12 protein-coding genes are annotated in these 15,419 nt (G+C 66.5%); 7 read left to right on the top strand and 5 right to left on the bottom strand.

Features of this window, described 5'->3' with window-relative positions; all coding sequences use genetic code 11:
• Nucleotides 1–207: 207 nt before the first annotated feature.
• Complete coding sequence (locus tag FHY19_RS21625; RefSeq protein ID WP_259159427.1) at nt 208–681, top strand: DUF1456 family protein; 474 nt, start codon at nt 208–210, stop codon at nt 679–681.
• Between the two features lie 658 nt (nt 682–1,339).
• Here FHY19_RS21625 and FHY19_RS21630 read toward each other — a convergent pair.
• Nucleotides 1,340–3,457: a methyl-accepting chemotaxis protein gene (locus FHY19_RS21630; protein ID WP_276580931.1), complete on the bottom strand. Its 2,118-nt coding sequence runs from the start codon at nt 3,455–3,457 to the stop codon at nt 1,340–1,342.
• A gap of 306 nt (nt 3,458–3,763) precedes the next feature.
• Between FHY19_RS21630 and hrpB the strand changes: the two genes are divergently transcribed.
• Nucleotides 3,764–6,265 carry an ATP-dependent helicase HrpB gene (gene hrpB, locus FHY19_RS21635; RefSeq protein WP_259168519.1) on the top strand — a complete coding sequence of 834 codons (2,502 nt, stop codon included), beginning with the start codon at nt 3,764–3,766 and terminating at the stop codon, nt 6,263–6,265.
• A gap of 537 nt (nt 6,266–6,802) precedes the next feature.
• A complete protein-coding gene (locus FHY19_RS21640) occupies nt 6,803–7,234 on the top strand; it encodes a hypothetical protein (protein WP_259159431.1) in 432 nt (143 codons plus the stop codon).
• Nucleotides 7,235–7,619: 385 nt separating this feature from the next.
• Here the strand turns inward: FHY19_RS21640 and FHY19_RS21645 are convergent, their stop codons facing one another.
• Together FHY19_RS21645 and FHY19_RS21650 are read right to left on the bottom strand one after the other, a co-directional pair.
• Nucleotides 7,620–8,195 carry a pseudouridine synthase gene (locus tag FHY19_RS21645; RefSeq protein ID WP_259168520.1) on the bottom strand — a complete coding sequence of 192 codons (576 nt, stop codon included), beginning with the start codon at nt 8,193–8,195 and terminating at the stop codon, nt 7,620–7,622.
• Between the two features lie 319 nt (nt 8,196–8,514).
• The gene (locus tag FHY19_RS21650; protein WP_259159692.1) at nt 8,515–9,369 is read right to left on the bottom strand and encodes a methyltransferase; all 855 of its coding nucleotides are present in this window, start codon (nt 9,367–9,369) and stop codon (nt 8,515–8,517) included.
• A gap of 233 nt (nt 9,370–9,602) precedes the next feature.
• Between FHY19_RS21650 and FHY19_RS21655 the strand changes: the two genes are divergently transcribed.
• The 4 genes from FHY19_RS21655 (at nt 9,603) to FHY19_RS21670 (ending at nt 13,151) form a co-directional block, all read left to right on the top strand.
• The gene (locus tag FHY19_RS21655) at nt 9,603–10,571 is read left to right on the top strand and encodes an aldo/keto reductase (RefSeq protein ID WP_259168563.1); all 969 of its coding nucleotides are present in this window, start codon (nt 9,603–9,605) and stop codon (nt 10,569–10,571) included.
• A 96-nt stretch (nt 10,572–10,667) separates the two neighbouring features.
• The gene (locus FHY19_RS21660; RefSeq protein WP_259168521.1) at nt 10,668–11,696 is read left to right on the top strand and encodes an NADP-dependent oxidoreductase; all 1,029 of its coding nucleotides are present in this window, start codon (nt 10,668–10,670) and stop codon (nt 11,694–11,696) included.
• A 69-nt stretch (nt 11,697–11,765) separates the two neighbouring features.
• Nucleotides 11,766–12,569 carry a 2,5-didehydrogluconate reductase DkgB gene (dkgB, locus tag FHY19_RS21665; protein WP_259168522.1) on the top strand — a complete coding sequence of 268 codons (804 nt, stop codon included), beginning with the start codon at nt 11,766–11,768 and terminating at the stop codon, nt 12,567–12,569.
• 279 nt (nt 12,570–12,848) lie between these two features.
• Nucleotides 12,849–13,151: a hypothetical protein gene (locus tag FHY19_RS21670; RefSeq protein ID WP_259168523.1), complete on the top strand. Its 303-nt coding sequence runs from the start codon at nt 12,849–12,851 to the stop codon at nt 13,149–13,151.
• 379 nt (nt 13,152–13,530) lie between these two features.
• Here FHY19_RS21670 and FHY19_RS21675 read toward each other — a convergent pair whose 3' ends face one another.
• Both FHY19_RS21675 and FHY19_RS21680 read right to left on the bottom strand, forming a co-directional pair.
• Entirely contained in the window at nt 13,531–13,947 is a 417-nt protein-coding gene (locus FHY19_RS21675) for a hypothetical protein (protein WP_259168524.1), read from the bottom strand.
• A gap of 509 nt (nt 13,948–14,456) precedes the next feature.
• A complete protein-coding gene (locus FHY19_RS21680; RefSeq protein ID WP_259168525.1) occupies nt 14,457–15,158 on the bottom strand; it encodes an alpha/beta hydrolase in 702 nt (233 codons plus the stop codon).
• Nucleotides 15,159–15,419 lie beyond the last annotated feature (261 nt).

A 15,419-nucleotide genomic window follows, 5' to 3' on the forward strand; every position in this document is an offset into this window, starting at 1 on the left:
GGCGGCCCGACCGCAAACAATCCTGCAGCGGGGCGCTAGCCCAGCCCGCGCTGTCCGCCGCGCAGCCTCCAGCGTGGCCGCTGCAGCCAGCGCTGTCGTACATACGGTCGCCATCGGAGGCGCGGCCGGTGTCAGCACACGCCCGACTTCTGCTCGCGCCCGTAGAATGGCCGCTTTCCGGCACCGCGCCGGGGCCCCGGAATTGTCATGATCCACAACGATGTACTGCGCAGCATCCGCTACATGCTCGACCTCAGCGACGACAAGGTAGTGGAGATCACCCACCTGGCCGACCCGGAGTTCGCGCTCGACAAGCCGCAGGTACAGGCCTGGCTGAAGAAGGAAGACGAGCCCGGTTTCGAGCCCTGCACCGATGCGATGCTGGCGCGCTTTCTCGACGGCCTGGTACTGCGCTTCCGCGGCCGCGACGACAGCCAGCCGGCACGCCCGCTGGAAGCGCGCGTCGGTAACAACCTGGTCCTGAAGAAACTGCGCGTGGCCTTCGAACTGAAGGACGTGGACATGCATGCCATCTTCGCTGGCGCCGGTTTCCCGCTGTCCAAGCCGGAGCTGTCGGCGCTGTTCCGCCAGCCCGGCCACAAGAACTTCCGCCCCTGCGGGGACCAGTTGCTGCGCGCCTTCCTCAAAGGGCTGACTGCCCGGGTGCGCGAAGCGGGTTGATGTCTGGGTGGTGAGATTGGTCTGATCCGGTCGTCTGCCGCGTGTCACGAGCATCGCCTGGCGTGCGCAATTTGAAGTCCTTCAACAACGGCGGAGTAGTGCGGAACAGCCGGCCCTGCTCCTGTCTGTTATCCCGCTGTCATCGCAACCAGTTGGACAACACGGATAGATCAGTTGCAGAGCGGCTGATCTGCGGTTTGGCTACAGGGCCCTTGCCCGCCCACCATCGCGGGACACGCCGCAAGTACGTCCCTGTAGGCTCTTACGCGGCATCCATGTCGCGTAAGGTCCCGCGACGGTGGGCGGGCAAGGACCAGTCGAGATGGTCGGTGTGCATAGTGCAAGCAATGCAGGACGTTCTTCTGGTTGGCTAGCTATCGTGTCGTTCTGCGACCCGCACCGGCAAGCCCACGCAACTTGCGAGACGCTCAGCTTTTTACCCGGCGACCGACTAACTCTCTGGCGCGGTGCCCTCGCCGATTGCGGGACCGTGTGGCGGCATGGATGCCGCCACCGAGCCTACACGGACGTACTTGCGGCGTATCCCGCGAGCGGTGAGGGCACCGCGCCCTCGACCAACCAGCGACCAACTAGACGTTTGACCTAGCTTTTGGCTGCATCTAAACGCATGGCGTGCATCTTTACTCGTGGTCCTGTCTCACGCCGCAGCCGCCAACCGCGGCCGGCGTGCATCCAGGCGGAACACCGACACCGCCTCGCTCAGTTCCACCGCCTGCTCTTCCATCGCACGTGCGGCCGCCGAGGCTTCTTCCACCAGCGCGGCATTGCGCTGGGTGGTCTCGTCCATGTCGTTGACGGTACGCGCCACCTGCTCGATGCCCGACGACTGCTCGCGCGAAGCGGCGGAAATCTCGGCGATCAACGTGGTGACCTGCTGCACCGATTGCACGATGTCCTGCATCGTGCGCCCGGCCTGATCCACGCGTGCGCTCCCGCGCGCCACGCTCTCCACCGACGCATCGATCAACTGCTTGACCTCCTTGGCCGCCCCGGCCGAGCGCTGCGCCAGCGCGCGCACCTCGGAGGCCACCACCGCAAAGCCGCGGCCCTGTTCGCCGGCGCGCGCCGCTTCTACTGCCGCATTCAACGCAAGGATATTGGTCTGGAACGCAATGCCGTCGATGACGCTGATGATCTCGGCGATCTTCTTCGACGACACTTCGATCTCGCCCATGGTATCGACCACGCTGGCGACCACCTCGCCACCACGCCCGGCGATGTCGGCAGCGGCCTGTGCACCACGGCTGGCCTGCTGCGCGGTGTCGGCGTTCTGCCGCACGGTGGAGGTGAGCTCTTCCATCGAGGCGGCGGTTTCTTCCAGATTGGCAGCTTGTTGTTCGGTGCGTTGCGCCAGATCGCTGTTGCCGGCGGCGATTTCTGCCGAGGCGGTGCGAATGGTCTGCGCGGCCAGGGTGATATCGCCAACGATATCGGTCAGGCGCTGCACGGTGGCGTTGGCATCGTCGCGCATGCGCGCAAACACGCCCTGCTGGTTGCCGTGCATGCGCGCGGTCAGATCGCCATCGGCAATGGCCTTGAGCAGCTGCGACAACTCGGCCAGATTCTGGTCCACGTTCTGCATCAGGCCATTGAGGCCCTCGACCATGCCGCGGAATTCGAATTTATAGGCATCGGCATTGCCGCGGGTGGCGAAGTCGCCGGCAGCGGCGGCATCCACCAAACCACGGATCTCGCCGTTGATGGCGGCCAGGTTGCGCTTGGTGGTGTCCATCGCATCGGTGATCTGGGCCTTTTCGCCCGGCAGGCGCGGCATGTCCACCGACATGTCGCCCACCGCGTAATGCTGCATGACCTGCAACATCGTGCCGATCAGGCCCACCTGCGCGCCGATCAATCCGTTGGTGTCATCGACCATGCGGCCGTAAGCACCCGGAAAGGTCTGCGCATCCATGCGGTAGCTCATCTGCCCGGCTTCGTGGCGCTGCGCCATGTCCGCCTGCGCGCTGGAGACATCGGTGAGCGTATTGACCACCTGCCCCATCGCCTGGCCGAGCAGGCCGATCTCGTCGCGATTGCTGACCGCAGCGTGCGCGGACAGATCGCCGGCCGCCACCAGGCGTGCCGCACGCGCAACGTTTTCGATGGGGCGCACGATCGAGCGCCGGATCCACCACCCCAACACCGCCACCAGACAGAGCGCGGCAGCAATGGTGGCCAGTGCCGAATACACCAGCATGCGCTGCGCCGATTGCGAACTTGCAAGGACGGCGGCATCGGCCAACGCCTTGCTGCGCGCGACCAGTGCCTCCAGCGTGTGGCTGGGTGCGCGGTCCTTGCCCTTGACCAGCTGGTCGCCCACCTGGGTGTCGTAGCCGGACGCGGCGAACTTGCCCAACGCCGCTTCGTAGCTGGTCTGCAGTTCCAGATGCGCCTTGGCGAAGTCCTGCGCCAACGCACGCGCCTGCGGATCGGCCAGCGCACCCGCCAACGTCCTGACACTGGCCTGCACGCTCTTGCCTTTGTCGCGGAAGGCGGTCAGATGCTTGTCGAGCAGTGCGGGGTCGCGGCCACGGATCAGCACGTTCTTCCATTCCTGCACCTGCAGGCGGAAATCGCGGGTGAGTTCTTCGCTGGCCGAGGCCTGCGCCACTTCCACCGGCACCTTGCCGGACAGGCTCAGCCAGGCAGAGCCCAGACCGCCAAGTGCACATAACAGGATGATCGACAGACCAAGCGCAAGGGCGCCCAGCAGCTTGCTTTGCAGACTGACAAAACGCGGGGATGGGGTGGACATGATCAATCCGGTGACGGGTTCATCCGGGTTATCGACGCCAGCCATGCACTCTGAAGCATGCAAGCCTCCTGCATTTGCCCTCGTCCGACCCTCTGCGCGGCGGCCGAGCGGACGCTACCGGATCCGCCGGGTGACGCACACCCCCGGGCACGCGTAGCTCTCGGTTGGCAGCGCGTCCCGACCAGCAAGCACCGCCGGCAATCCCGGCTGGTGCGTCGCCAACGGACCCGGCGCCATTCCCCGACAGGCTTCACCTCCCTCCCCGACCATCGCACCAGCGCGAGCGGGCCCGTATCCTTGCCGCGCATGACTGAGCCTGTCTTCCCCATCGCCCCACTGTTACCGCAGATCCGCGACAGCCTCGCCGCCCATCCGCGGCTGGTGCTCGAAGCCCCGCCCGGCGCCGGCAAGACCACCCAGGTGCCGCTGGCACTGCTGGATGCGCCCTGGCTGGCCGGTCGCAGCATCGTGATGCTGGAACCGCGCCGGGTGGCCGCGCGCAGCGCTGCGCTGTTCATGGCGCGCCAGTTGGGCGAGCCGGTCGGCGAGACGGTGGGCTACCGCATCCGCTTCGAGAACAAGACCTCGGCGCGCACCCGGATCGAAGTGGTCACCGAAGGCATCCTGACCCGCATGATCCAGGACGACCCGATGCTGGAACGCGTGGGCGCGCTGCTGTTCGACGAGTTTCACGAACGCCATCTGGCCGGCGATCTGGGCCTGGCATTGGCGCTGGACGTGCAGGCGCAGGTGCGCGATGACCTGCGCATCGTGGCGATGTCGGCCACCCTGGATGGCGAGCGACTGGCCGGCTTTCTCGACGCACCGCGCCTGAGCAGCGCAGGGCGCAGTTTTCCGGTGGAGATCGCGCATTTCCCCGCGCGCCGCGACGAAGCGCTGGAACCGCAGGCGCGGCGTGCGGTGGAGCATGCCCTGCTCACCCATCCCGGCGATGTGCTGGTGTTCCTGCCCGGCCAGCGCGAGATCGCGCGGGTGCAAGCCGCCTTGCTCGATGTCCTGGACCCGACCATCCAGGTGCTGCCCTTGCACGGCGAGTTGTCGGTGGACGCGCAGAGCCAGGTGCTGCAGCCGGATGCGCAGGGCCGCCGCCGCGTGGTGCTGGCCACCAACGTGGCCGAATCGTCGGTGACCTTGCCCGGCGTGCGCGTGGTGATCGACAGCGGCCAGGCGCGCGAACCGCACTACGATCCCAACAGCGGCTTTTCGCGGTTGGATGTGGCCACCATCGCGCAGGCGTCGGCCGACCAGCGTGCTGGCCGCGCCGGCCGCGTAGCCAGCGGCTGGGCATACCGGCTATGGCCGCAATCGCAGCGGCTGGAACCGCAACGGCGCGCGGAGATCACCCAGGTGGAACTGGCTGGCCTGGCGCTGGAGCTGGCGGCCTGGGGCAGCGATGCGCTGCGCTTTGTCGACGACCCGCCCACCGGCGCGCTGGCGGCCGCACGCGAATTACTGCAACGGCTGGGCGCGCTCAGCGACAGCGGCGGCATCACCGCGCTGGGCCGCCGCATGCTAGCGCTGGGCACGCATCCGCGTCTGGCGGCGATGCTTGCGCAGGCCGGCGAGGCAACGCGCCTGGCCCTGGCCTGCGATCTGGCCGCACTGCTGGAGGCGCGCGATCCGCTGCGCCAGGGCGGCGATGGCCTGGCCGCGCGCTGGCGTGCCCTGGCCGCATTCCGCCAGGGCCGCAGCGCGCCCGACGCCAACCGCGGCGGCCTGGCTGCCATCGATAGCGCCGCCAAACAATGGCGACGCCGGCTGCGCTGCGACTGCGCCCCGCCCACGAGCGTGGAGGCGCACGCGCTGGGTGACCTGCTCGCGCATGCCTTCCCCGACCGCATCGCCGCACGCCACCCGGCCGACCCGTTGCGCTACCTGCTCGCCAATGGCCGCAGCGCGCGTCTGTTCGACCACAGCGACCTGCGCGGCGAACCCTGGCTGGTCGCCAGCGAGCTGCGCTACGAAGCCAAGGATGCGTTGCTGTTGCGGGCAGCTCCGGTGGACGAGGCCTATCTGCGCCGCAGCCTGCCAGAGCGCTTCGTGCAGCAGGACGTGGTGCAGTGGGACGCCGACAAGCGCGCCCTGGTCGCGCGCCGGCAATCCAGCTTCGACCGCATCGTGCTCGACAGCCGCCCCGCCGGCCGCGTCGACCCCGCGCAGGCGGCCGGCGCACTGACCGAGGCAGTGCGCCAACTCGGCCTGGACGCCCTGCCCTGGACCGAGACCTTGCAGCAATGGCGCGCCCGTGTGCTGTCGCTGCGGGTGTGGATGCCGGAGCTGGAGCTACCCGATCTCTCCGATGCCGCGCTGCTCGCCTCCTTGGATGCCTGGCTGCGTCCGGCCTTCGCCGGCAAGACCCGGCTCGACGCGCTGGACGAATCCAGCCTGGGCGAAGCGCTCAAGGGCGCGCTGCCGTGGGAGCGCCGCCAGGCCATCGACCGCCATGCCCCCACCCGCATCAACGTGCCGTCGGGCATGGAGCGGCAGATCAGCTACGCACTCGACCACGCCCAGCAACCGCTGCCGCCGGTCCTGGCGGTCAAGTTGCAGGAACTGTTCGGTCTGGCCGAAACCCCGCGTATCGCCGACGGCCGCATTCCGATGACCCTGCACCTGCTCTCGCCCGGCGGCCGCCCGCTGCAGGTCACGCAGGATCTGAAGAGTTTCTGGGTCAATACCTACCCTGACGTCAAAAAAGAGATGAAGGGGCGGTATCCACGGCATCCGTGGCCCGACGACCCCTGGACTGCGATGGCAACCCATCGGGCAAAACCTCGTGGCACCTGACGACTCCCGGCCCGCGGCGGCGGTGGAGCATTACAGGGATTCAACGGCTGCTGCGGCGCGGCCCGACGACCCCTGGACTGCGATGGCAACCCATCGGGCAAAACCTCGTGGCACCTGACCACTCCCAGCCCGCGGTGGCGGTGAAGCACGACAGGGATTCACCGGCTGCTGCGGCGCGGCCCGACGACCCCTGGACTGCGACGGCAACCCATCGGGCAAAACCTCGTGGCACCTGACGACTCCCGGCCCGCGGCGGCGGTGAAGCACGACAGGGATTCAACGGCTGCTGCGGCGCGCTTCGCTCGTACCCTCATCCGCCCTTCGGGCCCCTTCTCCCGGCGGGAGAAGGGAGACTTACACGCGCATCGAATCTGTTTTACCGCTCCCCATCTGTTTTACCGTGCCCGGACTCCCGCGCATAAAGCGCAGCGCAGCACTCCTTAACCGCAACCCAAACGAGCCCTGCCACCGCTAACACCGTCTATACGCATCAGCCTACACACTGCGGTCCACGTACTCAGAAAGGAAACGCCTCCAATGAGCAAGCTGACTGTGATCACCGAACGCGCCCTGGAGCGTGCCCTGGAACTGGCCGGCACTGCCGGTGACCAACTGCGTCATGCCGCGTCCAGTGCGGGCGACCAGGCACGTAGCGCCGGCAGCAGCCTGCGTCATTTCGGTCCGGGCGCCAGCGAGTGGCTGAAGACCGGCGTGGCACTGGGTGCCGTGCGCAGCGGCGGCAAGGCGGCCAGCAAGCTGGTCAAGCGCAACCCGGCCATCACCGTGGCGGCGGCTGTCGCCGGCCTGGGCCTGATCGGCTATGCGGTGTACCGCAAGCGCCAGCGCGATCAGCAGGTGCTCGGCGGCAATGTGCACCGTCTGGATCGCGAACACGCCAGCAATGCCAATGCACGTCGTGCTGCCTACCAGCGGCGCGCTGCAGTGACCCCGAGCGACGGCGTCGAATAAGACCACGGCTCCGCCAAACAGGCGGATCGCAGTGCAAGCCACGACGCCACGGCCTTCCGCCGTGGCGTTGTTGTTTGTGGGCAGGCAGCGCACATTGCTGCATGGCATTGAGCCGCACGGCAACACACTGCGTTGCCAGATCGCTACGCCGCTGTCGCGCAGCCAATAGAACCCTTGCGCCGACCACTAGGCAGGCACGGCCGATGCTCGGCACGCAGGGCTCAACAATACAAACCGGCTCCGGGTGCGCCATCCATACCCAGCCGAAATCCGCTCGCTGCGTTTTGCCAGCGGCCCTTTCAAAGATGCATGCAACCGCCGCAGTTCGATCGCATCGCCGACGCTTGCATCATTGCGCCATCGACCTGATCGCCATAACGCAGCGCTATCTACGCATACCGCGTCCCGGTCGTGGGCGCGGCGTGTCATCCGCACGCCACTGGCCGGGCGCAAGCCCATCCACGCTCCAGTCGCCGATCGCCACCCGCACCAGACGCAAGGTCGGCAGACCGACCGACGCCGTCATCCGGCGCACCTGACGATTGCGGCCTTCGCTGATCTGCAGTTCCAGCCAGGCATCGGGCACGGTCTTGCGCACACGCACCGGAGGATTGCGCGGCCACAGCGCGGGCGCAGGGTCGAGCGTGCGCACCGTTGCCGGCCGGGTCGGGCCATCGTTGAGCAGCACGCCATCGCGCAGCGCCTGCAGCTGTGTCTCCTGCGGCTCGCCTTCCACCTGCACCCAGTACGTCTTGGGCTGCTTGTGCCGCGGGTCGGTGAGCCGATGCGCCAATGCACCATCGTCGGTGAGCAACAACAACCCTTCGCTGTCGTGATCCAGGCGTCCCGCCGCGTACACGTCCGGCGGCAGGCCGAACTCGGCCAACGTGCGCTTGGGCGGCTGCGAGCGGTCGCTGAATTGCGACAGCACGCCATAGGGTTTGTTCAACAGCACCAACATGGACGGACCTGTGACAGGGGGAGCGCTGCGCGGCGACCGCCGCGCGTGGCTGTGCAGCGTAGCCAGGATGCCTGCAGCCCGCCATGCAATGACGGGCCTGCGGCATCGCACGAGAACAACGGGCCGCTCGGGTATGCAGATCACAGCATGCTCAGCGGCAACGTCTGCCACGCTTCGCGCACTGGTGTTGAAGCGCGCGTAAACCCTGCGTTGCATGCTTGCGCCGCCTGACATGCATCCCAACTGCGCGGTGCTTGAAAGGCATACACGCACAACCGCTGCATGCCGGCCGCAGCTGCGCCGGCATGCAAGCACACGCTTACTGCTTGACGAACTTCAACGTCATGCGGTCGCTCTCGCCGATGGCCTTGTACTTGGCATCGTCGGCCGCGTCATGGCTGTTGCTCGGCGGCAACGTCCACACCCCGCCCGGGTAGTCCTTGGTGTCGCGCGGGTTGGCGTTGAGCTCGCTCTTGCCGGCCAGCTTGAAGCCGGCCGCTTCGGCCATCGCGATCACCTGCGCCTGGCCGACATAGCCGCTCTTGTCGTCGGCCGGCACGTCGGTCTTGGCGCGGTGTTCGACCACGCCCAGCACGCCGCCGGGCTTGAGCACCTTGTAGAAGCCGGCAAACATCGCCTCGGCATTGCCGGCCATGCGCCAGTTGTGCACGTTACGGAAGGTCAGCACCAGGTCGGCCGAGTTGTCCACGCCGAACGACGGCGACTTGGGCACATAGGACACGAACGACGGCTTGCCATAAATCTCGGGCTTGGCCTGCAATTTCTTTTCCAGCTCGTCGCGCGCACGCTGGGCGTAATCGCGGCTACGGCCTTCGGGTGCCGATACCGGGTCGACCACCGCTGCCACGTACTTGCCCTTCTGGCGCAGATACGGCGCCAGGATTTCCGAATACCAGCCGCCGCCGGGCGTGATTTCGATGACGGTCTGGGTCGGCTTGATGCCGAAGAACGCCAGCGTCTGGCCGGGGTGGCGGTACTGGTCGCGCTGCACGTACACGCGGTCGCGCCAGGTGCCGTTGATGGCCGCCTGCAGCGCCGCATCGGGCGCCGGCAGGCTTGCGCTGTCGGCCGGCTTCATCGCCATCGCCAGCGGCGCACTCATCGCCACCATGACACTCATCACACACGCACAGGCCAGCTTGTTGCGGATCATCGCAGCGCCCTCTTCCGGGTAAAAGTAGCGCGAGCCTAGCATGCGGCCCGGGGCCTGCCATGTGCCCGAATCGCGGCGCTCAGCCCTGGTTCGCATCGCCGTGCAGCATCCAGATGTTCATATCCTGTGAGCCGATGGACACGATCGACGGAACGCTGAATCCACATCGATGTCACACGCATGATCGGTGCGCATGACTATCCTGTCGGCAGTTCGAATCAGGAGCTTCCATGATGACTCACCCCCGCGCACTGGGCCGCTCCGGCCTGCAGGTTCAACCGATCGTCTTCGGCGGCAATGTCTTCGGCTGGAGCGCCGACGAGGCGACCTCCTTCGCCTTGCTGGATGCGTTCGTCGATGCCGGCTTCAATCTGATCGACACCGCCGATGCGTATTCGGGTTGGGTGCCGGGCAATCGCGGCGGCGAGTCGGAAACCATCATCGGACGTTGGCTTGCCCGCAGCGGCAAGCGCGACAAGGTGCTGATCGCCACCAAGGTCGCCAAGTGGAGCGAGCATCCCGGCCTGTCGCCGGAGAACATCGCAGCGGCGGTGGAAGATTCGCTGTCCCGTCTGCAGACCGATGTCATCGATCTGTACCAGGCGCACGAAGACGACGAGTCCATTCCGCTGGAAGCCACGCTGGCTGCGTTCGGCCGCCTGATCGAACAAGGCAAGGTGCGCGCGATCGGCGCCTCCAATTACAGCGCTGCACGCCTGCGCGATGCGCTGGATATTTCCGAGCAGTACGCGCTGCCGCGCTACGAAAGCCTGCAACCCGAATACAACCTCTACGACCGCACCGGCTTTGAGGCCGAACTGGAACCGCTGGTACGCGAACGCGGCCTGGGCGTGATCAGTTACTACTCGCTGGCCAGCGGCTTTCTGACCGGCAAGTACCGCAGCGCCGACGATGCCGGCAAGAGCAGCGCGCGCGGCGCCTCGGTGGTCAAGCAGTACGTCAACCCGCGTGGGCTGCGCATCTTGCAGGCATTGGACGATCTGGCCGCGACCCACAACGCCACGCCGGCGCAGATCGCGCTGGCCTGGTTGATCGCACGCCCCAGCCTCACCGCGCCGATCGTCAGCGCCACCAGCGTGACCCAGCTGCACGACGTGCTGGCTGCCGCGCAGCTGTCGCTGAGCGCCGCGCAGATTGCGCAACTCGATGGTGCGAGCGCGCCGGAGCCGGCCGCAGCGTAACGCCGCAGCAGCGATTCATCCACTCATTCGCGCAGCCACTGCGGTAGCTGTGTTCCCTCGGCCGCGCACGCGCGGCTCCCTGCGAGGATCTTCCGCATGACATCGATCACCAACCGCCGCATCGTGCTGGCATCGCGCCCGCATGGCGAACCCAACGCGGACAACTTCCGTATCGAAGAAGCCCCCTTGCCGCCCACCGGACACGAGCAGATTCTGGTGCGCAACCGTTTCCTTTCGCTGGACCCGTACATGCGCGGTCGCATGGACGACGGCCCGTCGTATGCGGCGCCCGTGGCGATCGATGCGGTGATGGAAGGCGGCACCATCGGCGAAGTGGTGCAGTCGCATCATGCCGACTATCAGCCCGGCGACCTGCTGGTGCTGCACGGCGGCTGGCAGACCTACAGCCTGATCACCCCGACGACGCCACTACGCAAATTGCCCAAGGACGACAGCCTGCCGCTGAGCACTGCGCTCGGGGTCTACGGCATGCCCGGCTTTACCGCCTATGCCGGCCTGCATGAGATCGGCAAGCCGCAGCCCGGCGAAACGCTGGTGGTGGCAGCGGCCAGCGGGCCGGTCGGCGCGACGGTGGCGCAGTTGGCGCGTCTGCAAGGCTTGCGCGTGGTGGCCATCGCCGGTGGCGAAGAAAAGGTGCGCTACCTGCGCGAATCGTTGAAGGTGGATGTGGCACTGGATCATCGCGCTGACGACTTTGCCGCGCAGTTGCGCGCCGCCACACCCGACGGCATCGATATCTATTTCGAAAATGTCGGCGGCAAGGTATTCGATGCGGTGCTGCCGCAACTCAACGACTTTGCGCGCATTCCGGTCTGCGGCGTGATCGCGACCTACAACAGCCGTGGCCAGGCACTGCCCGGGCCCGATCGCCTGCCGGACTTCATGGGCCAGGTATTGCGCAAGCGGCTGACCGTGCGCGGCTTCATCCAGCACGATTTCATCCGCTTGATGCCGGCGTTTCTGCGCGAAATGGGCCAGTGGCTGCGCGAGGACCGCATCCAGTATCGCGAGCATGTGCTGCACGGGCTCGATGCCGCACCGCAGGGGCTGATCAGCCTGTTGCGCGGCGAAAACTTCGGCAAGGCCGTGGTCGCACTCGACTGACCAATTCGCAGCGCTCCACCGGCTCTTACGATTCCCCATTCCCCATTCCCCATTCCCAAAAGGAACACAATGACTGTCCCCGCATTCGGCCTCGGCACTTTCCGTCTCAAGGACCAGGTCGTCATCGACTCGGTGAGCAACGCGCTGGCGTTGGGATATCGCGCGATCGATACCGCACAGATCTACGACAACGAAGCCCACGTTGGCCACGCGATCAGCGCCTCGGGCGTGCCGCGCGACCAGTTGTACCTGACCACCAAGATCTGGGTCGACCGGTTCAGCCGCGACACGCTGCAGCCCAGCCTGCAGGAAAGCCTGCGCAAGCTGGGCACCGACCATGTCGACCTCACCCTGATCCATTGGCCCTCGCCGAAGGATCAGGTGCCGATGCGCGAGTACCTGGAAGCCTTGGCGGAGGCCAAGCAGCAGGGCCTGACGCGTGCGATTGGCGTGTCCAACTTCACCATTGCCCTGATCAAGCAGGCCATCGAGATCCTGGGGGCCGACGCGATTGCCACCAACCAGATCGAAGTGCACCCGTATCTGCAGAACCGCCCGCTGATCGGCTTCCTGCGCGAGCAGGGCATCCATGTCACCTCCTACATGACACTGGCCGTGGGCGAGGTGCTGAAGGACCCGGTGATCGTGGCCATTGCCGCACGCCACAACGCCACCCCGGCGCAGGTGACGCTGGCCTGGGCGTTGCAGCAGGGATATTCGGTGATTCCCTCATCGACCAAGCGGGCCAATCTGGAAAGCAATCTGAAGGCGCAGGAGCTGCGTCTGAGCGAGCAGGACATGGGCGAGATCGCCACGCTCGACCGCGGGCAGCGGCTGGCCAACCCGCACGCCATCGCACCCGATTGGGACTGATGGCGCACCGACGCATGCAGGCTGGGAGCGGCTAACCGGACGACCGCACTCGCCGTCAGGCGGGCGCAGCCGTTACTCGGTGCGGCTGGGACCATGCGTCCGCTTCGTTTCCGAATGCGCCATCCAAACCCGCACCGCGACTGCCATCAGGTTCTAGCCACCTCTAGCGCTGCATTCCACCAGCACGCGACGACCGCTCGTCGTCGCGTGCTGGTGAGCGGCCAGCGGCGCTGCTACGGTGCCCGCACAGGGGGGTAGCCCGGTCACGGAGTCCTACCCATGCTTAGTGCAGCCGTTCTGACCCGCAGCAGCGTCAATGTCGACGCAGAGCTCGCCTACTGGCGCGACGCCCATGCCGAAGGGCATCTGGGCGGCTACGCGTTTGCCGATTACGCCCGCGTGCTGATGTTGGGTTACGGCATCTATCTTGCGTATCCGCGCGCAACCGAAGCGCAGTTGTACCGTGTGTTGCAGGATGCGTACTACCAGGACCAACCGATGCTGTCGGTGCCATGGGACCAGGCACGCTGGATCGTGCGACACGCCTGGCAGCATTTGCGCGACGCGGGCATGCGGCACTGAGGGCACCTGCGCGTCTGGACAACGCGAGAACGATGCAGGCCGGAGGGCGACGTATCCCTATCGGGAAACGCTTGCTGGGTGCCGTGCGGAGCGCCGTTTGGTCACGACCAAGTGCACGCCATCGCGTTGCTCGATGGCAGCGGATGTCCTTCGCTCACTGCATCACAGGTGCTCGGGCGCCACTAACCAAGGGCCGATGTTTCAAGGGCGTACTGGCGCTACAAATTTCCAAGACATGTCGAGGCGTTAAGGCTGCTGGCCACACCAACGACACGCAGCATGCGCTGACCCGGACGCGGTATTGCAAGCGCCCTGCGACGCGGCCCATCAATCCAGTAGAGGCCGGCCGCGCAGCATCGCGCGGCAACCTGGACAGCAGTCAGTTCAACTGACCCATCGCCATCGCCTGCCGGTCGATACGGTGCTTTTCGGCCAGCGCCTGCATGCCTTGCAGCGTCGATGCGATCAGGCTCGCATAGCGCAACCGCCACAGGTTGGCGCGGTCGTCGTCGTCCTGCGTGCTGCCTAACCCGTCCAGCACCTGCGGCAGGCGGCGATCTGCCAGGGCGGAGGCGGCCAGGTAGGGCTTGGCCGGTGCGATCACGTCCACCGGTGCGCGCCAGTCGTTGGCGACGTGGCGGGCAATGCCGGCCAGGTGCGACAGCTGATGCATGCCGATCAGGGTCTCATGCAGCATCTCGCGGCACGCCCACTGCCACAGCGCCACCTTTTCCGAGGGGTCCTGGGCAATCTCGGTCAGCGCCAGGTCAACCTTTTCGATACGTGTGTCGAGCATTGCTGAGCTCCGATGCTGCTATGCAACATAATTCACACCATACGCCGTGAGAATCAAGTGAGCCAGTCGTTTGGATAGCGTCATCGCACCGATGCTCGACCCGGTTCACGCTTTGCCACGACCGCTGGTCGGACAGCACGGGCGGCACCCCGACTTCCTGCCCCTGTAACCCGGGCACCGCTGCGTGATGCTGCAGTCCTAGCCAGTGGTCACCCCCATGCGCCTTGCCGTTCGTGCCGCTGCTTGCCTTGGCGACCTGCGCTGCGCGGGCCGGAACCGCCAGGCCGCACTTTTCGTCGCGGCAGTGCGAGGCCAGCACCTATGCCCACGCACAAGGACGATGCGCCGGTGTCTGCCAGCGTGGTTGCGACGGTGGCGCATTGAGCTCCGCGCCTGCGTGCTGGATGTGTCAGTCCAGGACCCTCGCCTGATGCGCCATGTACTCGTCGTACGAGCCACGCGCTGGCGGGACATCGCGTGATGATCGACCGCGTTTAACGCGTTGCTGTCTAGCGCAGCAGCCAGTTGCGTAACGCATCGGACACTGCCTGCGGCTGTTCCAGCGGCGAGAGATGCCCGCACATCGGCAAACGCACCAGCTGCGCGTGTGGCGCAAGCACCGCCATTTCTTCATGCAAGGCCGGTGGCGTGATTGCATCGTCCTCGCCGCACAGCACCAGCACCGGCCCGCCGTAGGCGCGCAACACCGCGCGCCCGTCCTGGCGTTGCAGCCGGTTCTGGCGCAAGAACACCTCCACGCCCAGGCGCTGGGTCATGCCGCGCACACGCTCCAGCAAGGCCTCATCCTGCCAGCGCGAGGGATGCACGTAGTGCCGCATCAGGCGTTCGCCGAACCCGTGGAACGTGCTGCCGGCACGCACGCTGGCTTCCTGCGCACGTCGTTGCGCCACCCGCTCTGGCGCATCGGCACGCGCGGAAGTATCCAGCAGGGCCAACCGCTCCACCCGCTCCGGTGCGATGCGCAGGATCTCCTGCGCCACGTAACCACCCAGCGAGAAACCGGCTAACGCAAATCGCGGCGGCAACCGGTCAAGCAGTTGCAGTGCCAGCGCGCGCATGCTGTCGGCCCGGGTGAGATCGCCGACCACGCACTCGGCGATTCCGGCCAGCGCGGCACGCTGCGCATGCCAGAGCTCGGCATCGTTGAGCAGGCCGGGAAGCAGCAACAGCGTCGGGCGATCGGCGCTCATGCATGCCCCTTGCCGCTCGATTCGAACGCGGCGATGCGGGAGGTCGTGGAAATCGTCATCGCCATAGTGTGCCGGGCGCCAGCTGCGCGCTCAAACCGCAATGCGCAGTCTGTGCAGGGACGGGTGATCCACGTGCCCTCGGCTGGAGTGTCCGCGCAGGAAGTTCGGTAGACCGCGTTGCGGTTGAAGGCAACCCAACCCACGGCGAGAGAGCTTCAAACGCCCTACAAGCATGCAGACGTCAGGTCGCGCGCGATCAAG

This window comes from Xanthomonas sp. 4461 (genome assembly GCF_024806475.1).
GTDB classification, from domain to species: Bacteria; Pseudomonadota; Gammaproteobacteria; order Xanthomonadales; family Xanthomonadaceae; genus Xanthomonas; species Xanthomonas arboricola_F.